This window comes from Plasticicumulans acidivorans, from assembly GCF_003182095.1.
GTDB classification, from domain to species: Bacteria; Pseudomonadota; Gammaproteobacteria; order Competibacterales; family Competibacteraceae; genus Plasticicumulans; species Plasticicumulans acidivorans.
In genome coordinates this window covers 1-14,322 of record NZ_QGTJ01000008.1, presented here as the reverse complement: position 1 = coordinate 14,322, position 14,322 = coordinate 1, and the positions used below count along the sequence as shown (strand labels likewise).

Sequence of the window (14,322 nt, the reverse complement as noted above, 5' to 3'; positions counted from 1 at the left end):
ATGGGGTTCGGGGCAGTTACGTGGAAGCAGTCCCGCCGCGTAGCGACCCGTAACCGCGTAACGGCTCCCGCCCCTTGGGCTGATTCACCCCCGCGCCGCCGCCCGGCGTCATGGGCCAGCAGCGACCGGCACGCATACAAGATCACGCCGCGCCGATTATGGCGGAGGCTTTCTCCCCGCAGTTCTCCATAGTCGTTGGAATTTACGCATGTTTCGCGGAGAAACCCGCCTATACACCCGCCTAAAAACCTTTATCTCTCGTGATCCGGTCGCTAGAATCTATCGAAACCGCATTCACGATAGGACCCGACCATCATGGCCCGCTTCATCCTGTACGCCCGCCGGGCACTCGACACCGACCCCGCCACTGAGGACCAGTTCGCCCCGCTCCGCGCCTTCTGCGCCGCTGCTGGGCATGAGGTGGTTGCTGAGTACGCTGACGAGAACATTGACACCCGCGCCGCCCGCGATCCCCGCCCGTACCTTGACCGCGCGATCTTCGACACCCTCCGGGGCGCAGCGGATGGCATCGCTGCTGTTTCGTTCGACCGGCTGGCCCGTAGTGTGGGCGACCTCGAAAAACTGCTCCGCGAGCTGTCCGTGGCTGGCGCTGGCCTGTACGTCGCTGACCTCGACCTCGACACCCGCACGCCCGCCGGGGCCGCGATCCTCCGCGCCGTCGCCGCCGTGGTCACGTTCGACAAGGCTGTGCGCGTAGAAGCCCTGCGCCGGGGCCACCGCAAGGCGAGGGCCAAGGGCGTGAAGATCGGCGCGCCTCGCATGTCCCGGAGCCTTGAGGACAAGATCGCCGCGCTGCTCAAGGCCGGGGTGAAGCCCGACCGTGTCCGCACGATCACGCACGCCGGCAAGTCCGCGATCTACCGCATCAGGAAGGACTTGGAAGCCGCCGCTGCCCTCGCCACCGAGGAGGCCGAAGCATGAGCCGCAACACTCAACTGACCAAGGGCATCGTCCGCGACCTCGCCACGAAGGGCCTGCCCGCTGACGCGCTGAACGTAGTGCGCGAACTCGCCGCCGAAGGGTGCCGTGAGCACGCCATCCGCCGGACCCTTGGGCTATCCCCCGCGCAGTGGAACGCCCTCAAGAAGGATGACGCCGAAGGCGAGCTGTCCCCGCTGGCGCTGGCAATCGAGGAAGGCCGGGCGGAGGGCGCGGGCGAGGTCATCGCCGTCATGCGCGCCCGGATGAAGGAAGGCGACACCCGCGCCGCCGAATGGCTGGGCGACAAGCTCTACAAGATCGGACGCGAGGACGGCCCCGGCGAAGCGCCCCGCGTCCTCATTCAAATCAATGCGGCTCTGAGCCCCGAGGAATACGCGAGGGTGATCCATGTATCCGACTGACAACGTGATCCGCCCGACCGCCTTTCAGGCCCGCGTGTTGGCGGTGCCTGAGGACGTGTTCTTGTTCCTTGGCGGGGGCCGCGGGGGTGGCAAGTCCTTCGCCCTGATGCTCCTGATCCTGCGACACGTCCAGCAATACGGCCCGCGTGCTCGGGTTCTCGTGACGCGCCGCCGGTTGAAGTCGCTGCTTCAGTTCGCCGAAGAACTCCGGGGCCTGCTCCGCTCCGCCTTCGGGCCGGGCGTCAGCTACAACATGAATGACAATGTGTTCCGGCTCCCGAACGGCGCAGCGATCTTCATGACGCATTGCGAGTCCGTGAGCGCCCTACAAGACACGATTCAGGGCCACACCTACAGCCTCGTGATCGTGGACGAAGCAGGCGAAGGTCCGCCGCTGGAAGTCATCGACCAACTCGGGCTGTCGCTGCGCGCTCCGGGCGTCCCGCTCCGCATGATCCTTGCCGGGAACCCCGGCGGGGCGAACCATTCCGCCCTGTCGGAGCGGTACGTCACCGCGCGCGACCCTTGGGCAATCTTCGAGTTCGCCGGGCAGAGCTGGGCCTATGCGCCTTCGACGGTCGATTCAAACCCGCACCTGCCGGAGGCGTACCAGCGCAACTTCGAGGTTCTGCGGACCACCGACCCGGCGCTGTACAAGGCGCACCGGCACGGCGACTGGTCAGCGATCACGGGGGACTTCTTCGCCGGATCGTGGCGGGCCGATGAAATGGTGATCGACCACCACGACCTCCCGCCGCATCTGTTCGCATCGCTCAAGCTCGCCATCGACTGGGGCAGCGCCGCGCCGTGCGTCGCCTTGCTCATGGGCACGCTCGCCTATGACGTGCGGCTCCCGGATGATCGGGTGATGCCGAAGGGCAGCGTTGTGGTGTATGACGAGCACGCGGAGTTCGACCCGCGCAACATCGCCCGCGGCACGGGCCGTTCGCCGTCGCAGATTGCCCCCGCCCTTCATGCCATGTGCGCCCGCTCCGGTGTCCGCGCGCGGGGCGTCATCGACGCCGCCGCCGAAGCCAAGACCGCCGGGCGTCACGAGGACAGCATCAGCGACTTGTTCCGCGCCGCCGGGGTTCGCGTCTCGCCCGCTCGCAAGGGGCCGCGCGTGCCGCGCTTCGAGGCGTTGAAGCAAATGATGATTGCGCGGGAGTTCTACGTGGCGAGCCGCTGCGCCGGATGGCTCCGCACCGTGCCCAGTTTGCCGCGCGATCCCCGCAACCCGGAGGACGTGGACACGAAGGCCGTGGATCACTGGCTGGATGCGACCAGCTACGGGCTGGCCGGGTCCGCTTCGGGCCTCGTGACCGTGGGCGACTTCGGCGGAGCGCCGCCGCGTCTGCCCGATACCGGCGACCGTGTCATGTACGTTTGAGGAGGTCCCGCCATGCGTAGCCTTGTAGCCGTCCCGCTGTTGATTCTCGCCACCGTAGCGGCAGCGGAGGAGCGCCCCCTGTACTCTGCCCAGGACTCGCTCCGGCGGGCGCAGGTCGGCACATTCTCGGCACGCCTCGCGCCTCCCGTCCGCGTTCAGGAGACGGCCCGAGGAGCCGCGCTCCAGTTCGAGCGCATGGAGTGCCGCCCGGACCCCAGCCGACCGCTGGAACGGGCCATCATTTGCACCCCGACCGAACCCGAAAAAGTAAAGTAAGCCGTTGATCTACAAGATAAATTTCTTGCCGCGGACTGGATCGGGGCCTTATCCTTACTGAAAGTGTGGGCATTTCGCGCCCGCGCCTTGATAGTGGGATGAGCCCCGCTGGTTACGTGCTTTGGGCCTCTCCCGGTTGTGACAACTGAGACAGGAGCCCGACATGGCAACCATCGACTTCAACACCGTTCCCTCCGGCGTGACGCTGAACGAGGAACGCGCGCAATACCTCAGCGACCGTGCCGCCGAAACGGCCACCGCCTTCTCCCGCAAGGTTGAGAAGCTGCAAAACACGGTCATGGACGCCCGGAACAACTACACCCGGGAAGCCGAAGAATTCATCACCTCCGCCTCGCCGGAGGATCGCGCCACCGCTCGCGCCTTCGCCAAGAAGAACGCCGCGAACAAGGCCGCGAACATCCACCGCCAGCTCATCGCCAGTTCCGAAGCGGAACGCGCCGCCATGCTCAAGGGCTTGCAAGCCTACGCAGCGGAAGCCGCCGCAATCCAAGCCGTCTACACCTCGCCCGCGACGATGCTGGGCCGTGTCGCCTTGGGCGAAGCTCGCCGCACTCACCTGATGCAGCAGCTCGAAGGCGCTGGCCCGGTCGAACTCGAAACCGCCGCCCGTACCGCGATCATGACCGGGGACATGGTGCTTGGCGCTGCCATCGCCACCGTGATCGACCGCCGCCCGAAGGATCGCCGCCCGTTCGCCGTTCAGGCCTTGGCCGAACGGATGCTGGGCGAGGTCTGGAAGCGCATGACGGCGAAGCTCGAAGGCGTCCAGCTCGCCTACAAGTCCGCCGTTGCGGCTGACCGCGAGTTTGTCCGCGGCAAGGCGGACGGGATCACCAACCTGTCGTTGGCGTTGTCCCGTCAGGCAATTGACGAGGCCGCGGGCGATGACGGTGGCGAAGCCTGAGAACACCCCGGCCCTACCGCGGGGCTGGGGCGGGCATGTCCCGCGCTGGCTCCGGGCTGACGATCCGCGGGTGAAGGTTCGCGCCTGCATCCGCTGTCGCGCTGGCTTCTGGAGCGCACACGCCGGGCACAGGTTCTGTCCAAAGTGCGCCGAAGAAGTCCGCACCATCTACTGAGGAGGCCGTCATGGCACAGCACAACGTAGCGAAGGCGAAAGCCATTCACCAAGTACGGCAAGCCCAGCGGGATGCGAACGTGGCCGCGATGAAGCGCGGGACCGTCGCAACCCAGCTTCAAGGCTTCATCAATCACGCCTACAAGCGCCCGAACGCGAAGCCGCGCGGGCGCTGACCGAATGAAGCCCGCCGCCCGCGTCAGCGGTGTGCGCCTCACGCTTCCGTCCTCTTGATTGGGCGCGCGGGCTTCACCCTTCAAGGCCTGTCGTTGGAGACTTCCGGGAGGCGTACAACCTCGCCCCTCGACCCGGAGGAGGAAGGCGGCAGGCCTTGCCTACACCTCGTCGGGCTCGAAGCCTGCCGCGTCCGGCGGAGTCTTGGCCTTGCGCTTGTTGGTGACAACCTTCTTCCGCTTGATGGATAGGTCCGGCGCAGTGCCGTGGATCATCGTCCCGTGGGCCATCACGTACTTGATCGGAATCTTCGGGTTGTTGATGTCCTTCCCGCCGTCCGTGTGCCACTTCTGTTCCCACTTGGTGAAGTAGAACTCAAGGTCAGCCGGTTCGAGCAGATACACCGTTTGCAGGGCGATATCTCGATAGACGGCGAACACCCAAGGCACCTGCCGATACTTGGCGATGATGACCGGGTTCATGTGGTGGTGGGTCGAGAATCCGTGGGTGTCAGCTCGATGTTGACCGACTTCAGCTCATACTCGCGCCCGGAGGCGTCCACCGCGTCATTCCCTTCGCGGCCCGGAATGATCTTCAAGCCCAGCAGCAGGAGAACCTGCAACAGCTTCCCGCCGTTGTCCTGGAATACGTCATCAATCCCGTGCTTTGTGGCAAGGGCCTGATACTCCTGTACGGCGGGCCAGATTTCGAGTAGGCGCTGGTAATCGTCGTGCGGCGAAAGTGTCACTTCTTCGGTTCCTCCAGTAGTGAAGCAGGAGGAACCCCGAGTGCCAATGCCAACCGTTCGATGTTGTCGATGGAGATATTCCGCTCGCCACGCTCCACCGATCCGACGTAGGTTCGATGGAGGCCCGCGGCATCGGCCAGAGCCTCTTGAGAAAGGCCGAGCCCCTCCCGCGCCTTCCTCAGGTTCAGAGCGAAATGCTTTCTTGTAGCTGAGGGCTTTAACTTCTTGTTCATCCGCGAGATAATGCGCAGATGATGACAATGAATCTACAGACTTTGAGTAGCACCGCATGCTGATGAAATCCAAGACCGCCCCCGCCTACTACACATCCAAGGGGGCCACGTTCATTGGCGACTCGCGGGAGTTGCTGGAGGAGCTACCGGACGGAAGCGTGAACCTCGTGATCACCAGCCCGCCGTTCGCCCTGCAACGTCAGAAGGAGTACGGGAACCTTGACCAGCACGAGTACATCGACTGGTTCTTGGAGTTCGGGCGCATCGTCCATCGCAAGCTGCGTGATGACGGCAGCTTCGTGGTGGACTTCGGCGGGGCCTACATGAAGGGCGTCCCGGCGCGGAGCCTCTACAACTTCCGCGTCCTGATCCGCATGGTCGATGAGCTGGGCTTCTTCCTCGCGGAGGACTTCTATTGGTTCAACCCGTCGAAGCTGCCGAGCCCGATTGAGTGGGTGAACAAGCGCAAGCTGCGCGTGAAGGACTCGATCAACACCGTATGGTGGTTCAGCAAGACCGAGTGGCCGAAGTCGGACATCACGAAGGTTCTGGCCCCGTACAGCGACCGGATGAAGAAGTTGATCGAGGACCCGGACAAGTTCTACACGCCCAAGGTCCGCCCCTCTGGGCACGACATCGGCAAGGGGTTCGCCAAGGACAACGGCGGAGCGATCCCGCCGAACCTGCTACAGATTTCCAACTCCGAGTCCAACGGTCAGTACCTGTCCGGCTGCAAGGCGGTAGGGATCAAGGGGCACCCCGCGCGCTTCCCGGCGAAGCTGCCTGAGTTCTTCATTCGGATGCTCACAGACCCGGGCGACCTCGTTGTGGACATCTTCGGGGGCTCGAACACTACGGGGCAGGTAGCAGAGGCGGAGGGACGGCGCTGGATGGCCTTCGAGGCATTGCCGGAGTACGTCGCTGCATCGTCGTTCCGCTTCCTCGACAAGAGCGTGAGCCCGGAGCTGATGCAGGCCTTGTACGACCGGATTGTGGCGGGCGAGTCCGTGAGCATCGAGGACTTCCGCAGGCAGGCCGAACTCGCGTTGTGATCGGAACGCGGGAGCCAGAAAGAAAAAGCCGCCCGAGGGCGGCTTTTTTCATCGTCTCACAGGGCCTTACCCCATCGCATCCCATCACTTCGGGATAGGCGGGTTTTTAGGCGGGTGCGCCATCAGAACCCTGCGGGAAGCCCAGTAAAACTGGCAAAATTGGCGGAAGAGGTGGGATTCGAACCCACGGATGGTCGCCCATCGCCGGTTTTCAAGACCGGTGCATTCAACCGCTCTGCCACTCTTCCTAAAGATGGTTCGGGACGGCGGGCCGGGTTCGCCTGGCCGCCCCTGCAGCGGGACGCGGAGCATACAACAAAGCCTCCGCGGGCAGCCAGTCAGGCGCTTATTCCGGCTTGTAGTAGCCGACACCGAGGAAGGCGTTGGCATCGGGTATGCGCTTGAAGTAGCTGATCTTCTGCTGCGGCCTGCCGGTTTGCGGGTTGAGCCAGCTGTATTCGAAGGCGCCGCCGCCGTGGGTGCGGCTCATTTCGATCATCTGCTGGATGACGAGCTTGCCGTCCTCGCTGCGGTAGTCCTTGAGGTTGCTGCCGGGTGTCGCGGTCGGCGCGGCGTTGGCGAGGTTGGTGCCGTTGAAGTCGTAGACGAAGACGTACAGATCGCGATCACGGAAGGCGCTGTCCGGGGCGTTGATGTCCTGCAGCGCCTGTTCGAGCCCGACCTCGCGCACGTGCGCCAGTGCGCGACCGACCAGCGCCACTGCCTCCTGCTTGGTCCCCGGCGCTTCCTGCGCCAGCGCCAGCCCGTTGCACAACAGCAGTAACAGCGCCCAGCACAGGCTACGAGCACGCATGACGGGAATCTCCGGAACGGCGCCGACAGGGATCAGGACAGGTTGAAGGACTTCTTCGCCAGCGCCTGCAGCTCACCGATGAAGCCGCGGCGGAAGGCCAGCACGCAGACCACGAAGATCGCACCGAGCACCACCGGCGCCGGCAGCCAGACACCGACCGGGCTCGAAGCCAGGTAGTTCTGCAGCGCGACGACGGTACCGGCGCCGACCACCGGGCCGAGCATCGTGCCCATGCCACCGAGCAGCGTCATCAGCACCACCTCGCCGGAGGCATGCCAGTGCGCGTCGCTGAGTGAAGCGAGCTGCAGCACCACGGACTTCAGCGCCCCGGCCAGCCCGGCCAGGCTCGCCGAAAGCACGAAGGCGAGCAGCTTGTAGCGGTCGACCTCGTAGCCGAGCGAGATCGCGCGCGGCTCGTTCTCGCGGATGGCCTTCAGCACTTGGCCGAACGGCGAATGCACGGTGCGGTAGACCAGCACGAAGCCGCCGATGCAGATCGCCAGCACGAAGTAATACAGGTTCAGGTCGTCCTGCAGATCGAGGCCGAGAAAGCTGCCGCGCGGCACGCCCTGCAGCCCGTTTTCACCACCGGTGAAGTCGGCCTGCAGGAAGAAGAAGTAGACCATCTGCGCCAGCGCCAGCGTGATCATCGCGAAGTAGATGCCCTGGCGGCGGATCGCCAGCAGGCCGACCGCCAGCCCGAGCAGACCGGCCGCCAGCGTGCCACCGAGCAGGCCGACGATGGTCGGCAGCTCCAGCACTTTCAGCACGTGGCCGGTGACGTAGGCGGCCAGGCCGAAGAAGGCGGCGTGGCCGAACGACAGCAGGCCGACGTAGCCGAGCAGCAGGTTGAAGGCGCAGGCAAACAGCGCGAAGCACAGCATCTTCATCAGGAAGACGGGGTAGATCGCCAGCGGTGCCAGCAGCAGGCAGACGCACAGCACGAAGTAGAGGGTACGTTGATACATAGCGGCGGCCCCTCACTTTTCCTTGCCGAACAGGCCCGCGGGCCGGATCAGCAGCACGATCGCCATGATGACGAAGATGACGGTGCCCGACGCCTGCGGCCAGATCACCTTGGTCAGCCCTTCGACGAGGCCGAGGCCGAGACCGGTGACGATGGAGCCGAGGATCGAGCCCATGCCGCCGATGACGACGACGGCGAAGACGACGATGATCAAGTCGGAGCCCATCTTCGGGCTGACCTGGAAGATCGGCGCCGCCAGCACGCCGGCAAAGGCCGCCAGCGCCACGCCGAAGCCGTAGGTCAGCGTGATCATCAGCGGCACATTGACGCCGAAGGCCTGCAGCAGCTGCGAATTCTCGGTGCCGGCGCGCAGGTAGGCGCCGAGCTTGGTGCGCTCGATGATCAGCCAGGAACCGAGGCAGACCACCAGCGAGGCGACGATGACCCAGGCGCGGTACTTGGGCAGGAACATGAAGCCGAGGTTGAGCGCGCCGCGCAGCGACTCGGGCGTGGCGTAGGGCTTGCCGGAAACGCCGTAGAGCTGCACGAACACGCCTTCGATGATCAGTGCCAGGCCAAAGGTCAGCAGCAGGCCGTAGAGATGGTCCTCGCGGTACAGGCGCGACAGCAGTGTGCGTTCGAGCAGCATGCCGAAGGCGCCGACGGTCAGCGGCACCAGAATCAGCGCCGCCCAGTAGTTGACGCCGAGGTACTGCACACCGAACCAGGCGACGAAGGCACCGAGCATGTACTGCGCGCCATGCGCGAAGTTGATGATGTTGAGCAGGCCGAAAATGATCGCCAGGCCGAGGCTGAGCAGCGCGTAGAACGATCCGTTGATCAGTCCGACGACGAGCTGCGCGAGGATGGCGGGCAAGGGAATGTTCAGGAAATCCATGCGTAGGCTCCGGCGCAGAGGCGACCCCGGCGACCGGCATGCAGCCGGCCGCCGACCGGCGGCTGGATCAGGACTTCTTCACCAGCGGGCACTTGCTCTCGCTGAGCGGCAGATAGGCCTCGTCGCCCGGGATCACGCGCAGGATCTTGTAGTAATCCCACGGCTGCTTGCTCTCGGCGGGCTTCTTGACCTCGGCGAGGTACATGTCGTGGACCATGCGGCCGTCCTCGCGGATCTTGCCGTGACGGGCGAAGAAATCCTCGACCGGCGTGGCCTTCATCTGCTTGACGACGGTCGGGCCGTCATCCGAGCCGGTCGCCTCGATCGCCTTGAAGTAATGCATCAGCGAGGAATACACGCCGGCCTGCACCATCGTCGGCATCTTGCCGGTCTTCTCGAAGAAGCGTTTCGACCAGGCGCGGGTCTTGTCGTCGTAGTCCCAGTAGAAGCCGGTGGTCAGCGTCAGGCCCTGCGCCACCGGCAGGCCGAGGCTGTGCACATCGGAGATGAACACCAGCAGGCCGGCGAGCTTCTGCCCGCTCTGCACGACGCCGAACTCGTTGGCGGCCTTGATCGCATTGGTGGTGTCGGCGCCGGCGTTGGCCAGGCCGATGACCTGCGCGCCGGAGGACTGCGCCTGCAGGATGAACGAGGAGAAATCCGTCGCCGGGAACGGATGCTTGACGGCACCGAGCACCTGGCCGCCATTGGCCTCGACGACGGCGGTGACGTCCTTCTGCAGATTCTGGCCGAAGGCGTAGTCGGCGGTCAGGAAGAACCAGGTCTTGCCGCCCTCCTTCACCATCGCCGAGCCGGTGCCCTTAGCCAGTGCGTAGGTGTCGTAGGTCCAGTGGATCGCCGTCGGATTGCAGTCCTCATTGGTGATGCGCGAGGAGCCAGCACCGGAAATCAGCACCACCTTGTGCGTCTGCTTGGCGATCTCCATCACTGCCAGCGCGGTGCTGGTGGTCACCAGATCGACGTAGGCGTCGACCTTCTCGACATCGCCCCATTCGCGCGCCTTGTTGGCAGCGATGTCCGCCTTGTTCTGGTGGTCGGCGCTGAGCATCACGATCGGCTTGCCCGCCACCTTGCCGCCCATGTCAGCGATGGCCATCTCGGCAGCGGCGACGACGCCGGGGCCGGCGAGGTCGGAATAGGTGCCGGACATGTCGGTGAGCACGCCGATCTTGACGGCACCGTCGGAAATCTCAGCCTGTGCCGCACCCGCTGCCAGGGCGCCGAGCACGGCGGCGTAGCCGGCCTTACGTGCAAAGTTCATCGGATGTTCTCCTCGGTGGTTGAGCGGCGGTGGTCCGCCGTCTGGCCTTCAGACACCCAGTCGCTGATGCAGGGCGTCCATGCGGGACGGTAGTTGTTCACGGCTGATGCATTCGACGACCTTGCCGTGCTCGATCACGTAATGGCGATCGGCCAGCGGTGCGGCGAAGCGGAAGTTCTGTTCGACGAGGATGACGGTGTAGCCGCGCGTCTTGAGCGCGCCGAGCACGTCGCCGAGCTTCTGCACGATCACCGGCGCCAGGCCCTCGGTGATTTCATCGAGCAGCAGCAGATTGGCGCCGGTGCGCAGGATGCGCGCCATCGCCAGCATCTGCTGTTCGCCGCCCGACAGCCGCGTGCCCTGGCTTTTGCGCCGCTCGGCGAGGTTGGGGAACATCGCGTAGAGCTCCTCGACGCTCATGCCGCCGGAGCGCACCTGCGGCGGCAGCACCAGGTTTTCCTCGACCGAGAGGCTGGCGAAGATGCCGCGCTCCTCCGGACAGTAACCGACGCCGAGATGGGCGATGCGGTGCGTCGGCCAGTCGATGACCTCCTGGCCATTGAGGTTAACCGAACCGCTGCGCCGGCCGGTGAGGCCGAGAATTGCGCGCAGCGTGGTGGTCTTGCCGGCACCGTTGCGCCCGAGCAGCGTGATCAGCTCGCCGCGGCGCACTTCGAATTCGATGCCGTGCAGGATGTGCGACTCGCCGTAGTACGCGTGCAGGTTGCTGACCTGCAGCGCCTCGAAATCGGGACGGAATGCGCTGGTCATCCGGCTACGCCTCCGGCTGGCTGATCGTCGGAGCGCCCCATGTAGGCTTCGCGCACCTGCGGGTTCTGGGACACCTCGGCGTAGTCGCCCTCGGCCAGCACCGCGCCGCGCGCCAGCACGGTGATGCGATCGGCCAGCCGCGAGACCACGCTCAGGTTGTGTTCGACCATCAGGATGGTGCGACCCGCCGACACCCGGCGGATCAGCTCGGCAACCTTGTCGACGTCTTCGTGGCCCATGCCCTGCGTCGGCTCGTCGAGCAGCATCAGTTCCGGTTCGAGCGCCAGCGTGGTGGCGATCTCCAGCGCGCGCTTGCGGCCGTAGGGCATTTCCACGGTGACGGTATTGCGGTACTGCGCCAGGCCGACGTCTTCCAGCAGTTCCGCGGCGCGCGCATCGAGCACTTCCAGCGAACGCTGCGAGCGCCAGAAGTGGAAACTGGTGCCAAGCTTGCGCTGCAGCGCCACGCGCACGTTTTCCAGCGCCGTCAGGTGCGGGAACACCGCCGAGATCTGGAACGAACGCACGATGCCGCGGCGCGCGATCTGCGCCGGCCGCACATAGGTGATGTCGTCGCCGTTGAACAGGATCTCGCCGCGCGTCGGCGTCAGGAACTTGGTCAGCAGGTTGAAGACCGTGGTCTTGCCGGCGCCGTTGGGGCCGATCAGCGCATGGATGTGACCGCGGCGAATGCGCAGATCGACGTGGTCGACAGCGACGAAGCCACGGAACTCCTTGACCAGACCGCGGGTTTCGAGAACGAAATCCTCGCTCATGCCATTCCTCCGGTGGTTGCCGAGCCACCGGAGTGCCGAGCATTCCGGGGATACGGCCGCGAGAGTGTTCTGTGCACTCTTCGTCGTAGGTCGCGACACAATGCGCCTGCCTGTACGGTCGCGGCGTCATTGATCTGGAGCAAGTCTAGTCAGGCTCCAGCAAAGCAACAGTCGAATCGGACAAATTTTCTGAACGGTTCGGCCGCCATCCGACCATCGCTGACGGCGGACCGTCATGCATGCCGAACACGGAAACCCATCTGCCGCATCGCCGGTAGCGCAGCTCCGTTCGCACTGTCTCGGACAAAAAAAGGCGGCTCCCGAAGGAACCGCCTTTTAAAAGTACCTATTTTACAGCGGCCGGCAGAACCGGCCGCGGCTCAGGCACGCGTGATCAGAACTGCTCTTCCGTCAGCGCCATCATCGTGCGGGCACCGGTCTTCACCGTGGTCAGCAGCGAGCTGGCCTTCGGCAGCAGCTGTTCGGCGTAGAAGCGCGCAGTCAGCACCTTGGCCTCGTAGAAGGCCGGGTCCTCACCGGCGGCGAGCTTGGCATTGGCGACCAGCGCAGCGCGCGCCAGCTGCCAGCCACCGCAGACGTAACCGGCCAGCATCACCGCGTTCACCGCTTCACCGAGCACGTCGACCATGTTCGGCTTGAAGTTGGCAACGACCCACTGTCCCAGCTCTTCCAACGCCCGCACGCCTTCGGTCAGCGAGGCGCGGATCGCCGCCAGATCGTCGCCGGGGGCCGCAGCGAGCTCTTCCAGCGTGGCTTTCATCTCATTGAGCAGGACGCCGAGCGCCGCGCCGCCGTCGTGAGCCACCTTGCGGCCGACGAAGTCGTTGGCCTGGATCGCCGTGGTGCCTTCGTAGATCGTGGTGATGCGAGCGTCACGCAGGAACTGCGCCGCGCCAGTCTCCTCGACGTAGCCCATGCCGCCGTGCACCTGCACGCCGAGCGAGGTGACTTCCTGGCCGACCTCGGTGCTCCAGGCCTTGACGATCGGGATCATCAGGTCGACGCGGGCCTGCGCGGCAGCGGCGGTGGCCGCATCTTCGCTGTGGCGGGCGATGTCCATGTAGCTGGCGGTGGTGTAGGCGATCGCCCGCATCGCCTCGGTCTGCGACTTCATCGTCAGCAGCATGCGACGGATGTCGGCGTGGCCGATGATCGCCGTGCGGTCACCGGCCTTGGCATTCGCCGGACGCCCCTGCACGCGCTCCTTGGCATAGGAAAGCGCCAGCTGGTAGGCACGATCGGAGATCGCCAGGCCCTGCAGACCGACCTTCAGGCGGGCCTCGTTCATCATCGTGAACATGTAGCCCAGGCCCTTGTTCGGCTCGCCGACCAGATAGCCGACGGCGTCTTCGAAGGCCAGCACACAGGTCGGGCTGCCGTGGATGCCGAGCTTGTGCTCGATCGACACGCACTGCACGGTGTTGCGCTGGGCCGGCGCACCGTCGGCATCGAGCAGGAATTTCGGGCAGACGAACAGCGAGATGCCTTTGACGCCTTCCGGCGCATCGGGCAGACGGGCGAGCACGAGGTGAATCGTGTTCTCCGTCATGTCGTGATCGCCCCAGGTGATGAAGATCTTCTGCCCGGAGACGAGATAGTGATCCCCCTCGGGCACGGCCTTGGAGCGCACCGCCGAGAGGTCGGAACCGGCCTGCGGCTCGGTCAGGTTCATCGTGCCGGTCCACTCGCCGCTGACCATCTTCGGCAGATACGCGGCCTTGAGTTCATCGCTGGCGTGATGGTGGATCGCCTCGATGGCACCCATCGTCAGCATCGGGCACAGCGCGAAGGACATGTTCGCCGCCTGCCACATCTCGTGCGTGGCGGTGCCGAGCAGCTCGGGCAGCCCCTGCCCTTCGAACTCCGCCGGGCAGGACAGGCCGTTCCAGCCACCTTCGACGAACTGCCAGTAGGCATCCTTGAAGCCTTCGGCAGCGATGACGCCGTCGGCCGTCCACTGCGCGCCGGTGTGGCCGGTGTCGCTGTTGAGAGGTGCCAGCACTTCGCCCGCCAGCTTGCCAGCTTCTTCGAGCACCGCCTCGGCCAAGTCAGGTACTTCTTCGAAGCCCGGCAGGGCTGCCACGGTATCGAGACCGGCCAGCTCGGTCATGACGAAAAGCATGTCACGAATAGGTGCGGTATACGTGCTCATCAACCTCTCCTTCTCTCATTGTCGCGAGCACGAACACTGCCGTGCCGCGCGGTGCATTGTTCTGAAAAAAGATGATCCGCAAACCCGCGCCGGGGCAGCGGGAATGCGGACCAAGGGGGGGTCAAACATCAAAACCGTTCAACACGGGAGCCGTGCTTCCCTAATCAGCCCAGGGCCTTCGACAGTTCCGGCACGACCTGGAACAGGTCACCGACGATGCCGTAGTCGGCCACCTGGAAGATCGGCGCTTCTTCGTCTTTGTTGACCGCCACGATCACCTTCGAGTCCTTCATGCCCGCCAGGTG

Annotated in this window: 16 protein-coding genes, 1 tRNA gene and 1 pseudogene; 6 read left to right on the top strand and 12 right to left on the bottom strand. The window is 65.0% G+C overall.

What is annotated here, in order from left to right; all coding sequences use genetic code 11:
• Positions 1-315: 315 nt before the first annotated feature.
• The 5 genes from C7443_RS13775 (at position 316) to C7443_RS20145 (ending at position 4,305) form a co-directional block, all read left to right on the top strand.
• Positions 316-942, top strand: coding sequence for a recombinase family protein (locus C7443_RS13775; protein ID WP_109919053.1), 627 nt, complete (start codon positions 316-318; stop codon positions 940-942).
• On the top strand, positions 939-1,364 hold the full coding sequence (locus C7443_RS13770; protein ID WP_110019202.1) for a hypothetical protein: 426 nt from the start codon (positions 939-941) through the stop codon (positions 1,362-1,364). Before C7443_RS13775 ends, C7443_RS13770 begins: the two co-directional genes overlap by 4 nt.
• Complete coding sequence (locus C7443_RS13765) at positions 1,351-2,754, top strand: phage terminase large subunit (RefSeq protein ID WP_110019201.1); 1,404 nt, start codon at positions 1,351-1,353, stop codon at positions 2,752-2,754. Before C7443_RS13770 ends, C7443_RS13765 begins: the two co-directional genes overlap by 14 nt.
• A 439-nt stretch (positions 2,755-3,193) precedes the next feature.
• Positions 3,194-3,955 carry a hypothetical protein gene (locus C7443_RS13755; protein WP_110019199.1) on the top strand — a complete coding sequence of 254 codons (762 nt, stop codon included), beginning with the start codon at positions 3,194-3,196 and terminating at the stop codon, positions 3,953-3,955.
• A 185-nt stretch (positions 3,956-4,140) separates the two neighbouring features.
• Positions 4,141-4,305 carry a hypothetical protein gene (locus C7443_RS20145; RefSeq protein ID WP_170123617.1) on the top strand — a complete coding sequence of 55 codons (165 nt, stop codon included), beginning with the start codon at positions 4,141-4,143 and terminating at the stop codon, positions 4,303-4,305.
• A 159-nt stretch (positions 4,306-4,464) separates the two neighbouring features.
• Here the strand turns inward: C7443_RS20145 and C7443_RS20545 are convergent, their stop codons facing one another.
• From C7443_RS20545 to C7443_RS13745, 3 genes are read right to left on the bottom strand one after another with little or no spacing between them, the layout of a single operon-like run.
• Entirely contained in the window at positions 4,465-4,785 is a 321-nt protein-coding gene (locus tag C7443_RS20545; protein ID WP_281279411.1) for a PDDEXK family nuclease, read from the bottom strand.
• Positions 4,782-5,051, bottom strand: coding sequence for a PDDEXK family nuclease (locus tag C7443_RS20540; protein WP_281279410.1), 270 nt, complete (start codon positions 5,049-5,051; stop codon positions 4,782-4,784). Before C7443_RS20540 ends, C7443_RS20545 begins: the two co-directional genes overlap by 4 nt.
• A complete protein-coding gene (locus tag C7443_RS13745; protein ID WP_110019198.1) occupies positions 5,048-5,284 on the bottom strand; it encodes a helix-turn-helix domain-containing protein in 237 nt (78 codons plus the stop codon). The genes C7443_RS20540 and C7443_RS13745 overlap by 4 nt, the downstream gene beginning before the upstream one ends.
• A 56-nt stretch (positions 5,285-5,340) precedes the next feature.
• Here C7443_RS13745 and C7443_RS13740 point away from each other — a divergent pair, with 56 nt between their 5' ends.
• Complete coding sequence (locus C7443_RS13740) at positions 5,341-6,336, top strand: DNA-methyltransferase (RefSeq protein WP_110019197.1); 996 nt, start codon at positions 5,341-5,343, stop codon at positions 6,334-6,336.
• Between the two features lie 160 nt (positions 6,337-6,496).
• Here C7443_RS13740 and C7443_RS13735 read toward each other — a convergent pair.
• From C7443_RS13735 to C7443_RS13695, 9 genes and pseudogenes are all read right to left on the bottom strand, one after another.
• Positions 6,497-6,584: transfer RNA gene (locus C7443_RS13735), tRNA-Ser, on the bottom strand.
• A gap of 98 nt (positions 6,585-6,682) precedes the next feature.
• Positions 6,683-7,150: a cache domain-containing protein gene (locus C7443_RS13730; protein ID WP_110019196.1), complete on the bottom strand. Its 468-nt coding sequence runs from the start codon at positions 7,148-7,150 to the stop codon at positions 6,683-6,685.
• Positions 7,151-7,182: 32 nt separating this feature from the next.
• The gene (locus C7443_RS13725) at positions 7,183-8,118 is read right to left on the bottom strand and encodes a branched-chain amino acid ABC transporter permease (RefSeq protein WP_110019195.1); all 936 of its coding nucleotides are present in this window, start codon (positions 8,116-8,118) and stop codon (positions 7,183-7,185) included.
• Positions 8,119-8,130: 12 nt separating this feature from the next.
• Positions 8,131-9,015, bottom strand: a complete 885-nt coding sequence (locus C7443_RS13720) for a branched-chain amino acid ABC transporter permease (RefSeq protein WP_110019194.1) — start codon at positions 9,013-9,015, stop codon at positions 8,131-8,133.
• Between the two features lie 67 nt (positions 9,016-9,082).
• Positions 9,083-10,297 (bottom strand): ABC transporter substrate-binding protein, encoded by a 1,215-nt coding sequence (locus tag C7443_RS13715; protein WP_110019193.1) that lies wholly within the window; start codon positions 10,295-10,297, stop codon positions 9,083-9,085.
• 48 nt (positions 10,298-10,345) lie between these two features.
• Positions 10,346-11,068, bottom strand: a complete 723-nt coding sequence (locus C7443_RS13710) for an ABC transporter ATP-binding protein (RefSeq protein WP_110019192.1) — start codon at positions 11,066-11,068, stop codon at positions 10,346-10,348.
• Positions 11,065-11,844 carry an ABC transporter ATP-binding protein gene (locus C7443_RS13705; protein ID WP_110019191.1) on the bottom strand — a complete coding sequence of 260 codons (780 nt, stop codon included), beginning with the start codon at positions 11,842-11,844 and terminating at the stop codon, positions 11,065-11,067. The genes C7443_RS13710 and C7443_RS13705 overlap by 4 nt, the downstream gene beginning before the upstream one ends.
• Before the next feature lie 394 nt (positions 11,845-12,238).
• Positions 12,239-14,017: an acyl-CoA dehydrogenase C-terminal domain-containing protein gene (locus C7443_RS13700; protein WP_110019190.1), complete on the bottom strand. Its 1,779-nt coding sequence runs from the start codon at positions 14,015-14,017 to the stop codon at positions 12,239-12,241.
• A 164-nt stretch (positions 14,018-14,181) separates the two neighbouring features.
• Positions 14,182-14,322, bottom strand: a pseudogene (locus tag C7443_RS13695) (electron transfer flavoprotein subunit alpha/FixB family protein); the annotation flags it as partial.

What these genes read in the sequence shown, in the direction of transcription:
- C7443_RS13745 (WP_110019198.1), bottom strand. Translation starts at nt 5,284, where the DNA reads ATGAACAAGAAGTTAAAGCCCTCAGCTACAAGAAAGCATTTCGCTCTG.
- C7443_RS13730 (WP_110019196.1), bottom strand. Translation starts at nt 7,150, where the DNA reads ATGCGTGCTCGTAGCCTGTGCTGGGCGCTGTTACTGCTGTTGTGCAAC.
- C7443_RS13770 (WP_110019202.1), top strand. Translation starts at nt 939, where the DNA reads ATGAGCCGCAACACTCAACTGACCAAGGGCATCGTCCGCGACCTCGCC.
- C7443_RS13765 (WP_110019201.1), top strand. Translation starts at nt 1,351, where the DNA reads ATGTATCCGACTGACAACGTGATCCGCCCGACCGCCTTTCAGGCCCGC.
- C7443_RS13710 (WP_110019192.1), bottom strand. Translation starts at nt 11,068, where the DNA reads ATGACCAGCGCATTCCGTCCCGATTTCGAGGCGCTGCAGGTCAGCAAC.
- C7443_RS13720 (WP_110019194.1), bottom strand. Translation starts at nt 9,015, where the DNA reads ATGGATTTCCTGAACATTCCCTTGCCCGCCATCCTCGCGCAGCTCGTC.
- C7443_RS13725 (WP_110019195.1), bottom strand. Translation starts at nt 8,118, where the DNA reads ATGTATCAACGTACCCTCTACTTCGTGCTGTGCGTCTGCCTGCTGCTG.
- C7443_RS20145 (WP_170123617.1), top strand. Translation starts at nt 4,141, where the DNA reads ATGGCACAGCACAACGTAGCGAAGGCGAAAGCCATTCACCAAGTACGG.
- C7443_RS13740 (WP_110019197.1), top strand. Translation starts at nt 5,341, where the DNA reads ATGCTGATGAAATCCAAGACCGCCCCCGCCTACTACACATCCAAGGGG.
- C7443_RS13775 (WP_109919053.1), top strand. Translation starts at nt 316, where the DNA reads ATGGCCCGCTTCATCCTGTACGCCCGCCGGGCACTCGACACCGACCCC.
- C7443_RS13700 (WP_110019190.1), bottom strand. Translation starts at nt 14,017, where the DNA reads ATGAGCACGTATACCGCACCTATTCGTGACATGCTTTTCGTCATGACC.
- C7443_RS13715 (WP_110019193.1), bottom strand. Translation starts at nt 10,297, where the DNA reads ATGAACTTTGCACGTAAGGCCGGCTACGCCGCCGTGCTCGGCGCCCTG.
- C7443_RS20545 (WP_281279411.1), bottom strand. Translation starts at nt 4,785, where the DNA reads ATGAACCCGGTCATCATCGCCAAGTATCGGCAGGTGCCTTGGGTGTTC.
- C7443_RS13705 (WP_110019191.1), bottom strand. Translation starts at nt 11,844, where the DNA reads ATGAGCGAGGATTTCGTTCTCGAAACCCGCGGTCTGGTCAAGGAGTTC.
- C7443_RS13755 (WP_110019199.1), top strand. Translation starts at nt 3,194, where the DNA reads ATGGCAACCATCGACTTCAACACCGTTCCCTCCGGCGTGACGCTGAAC.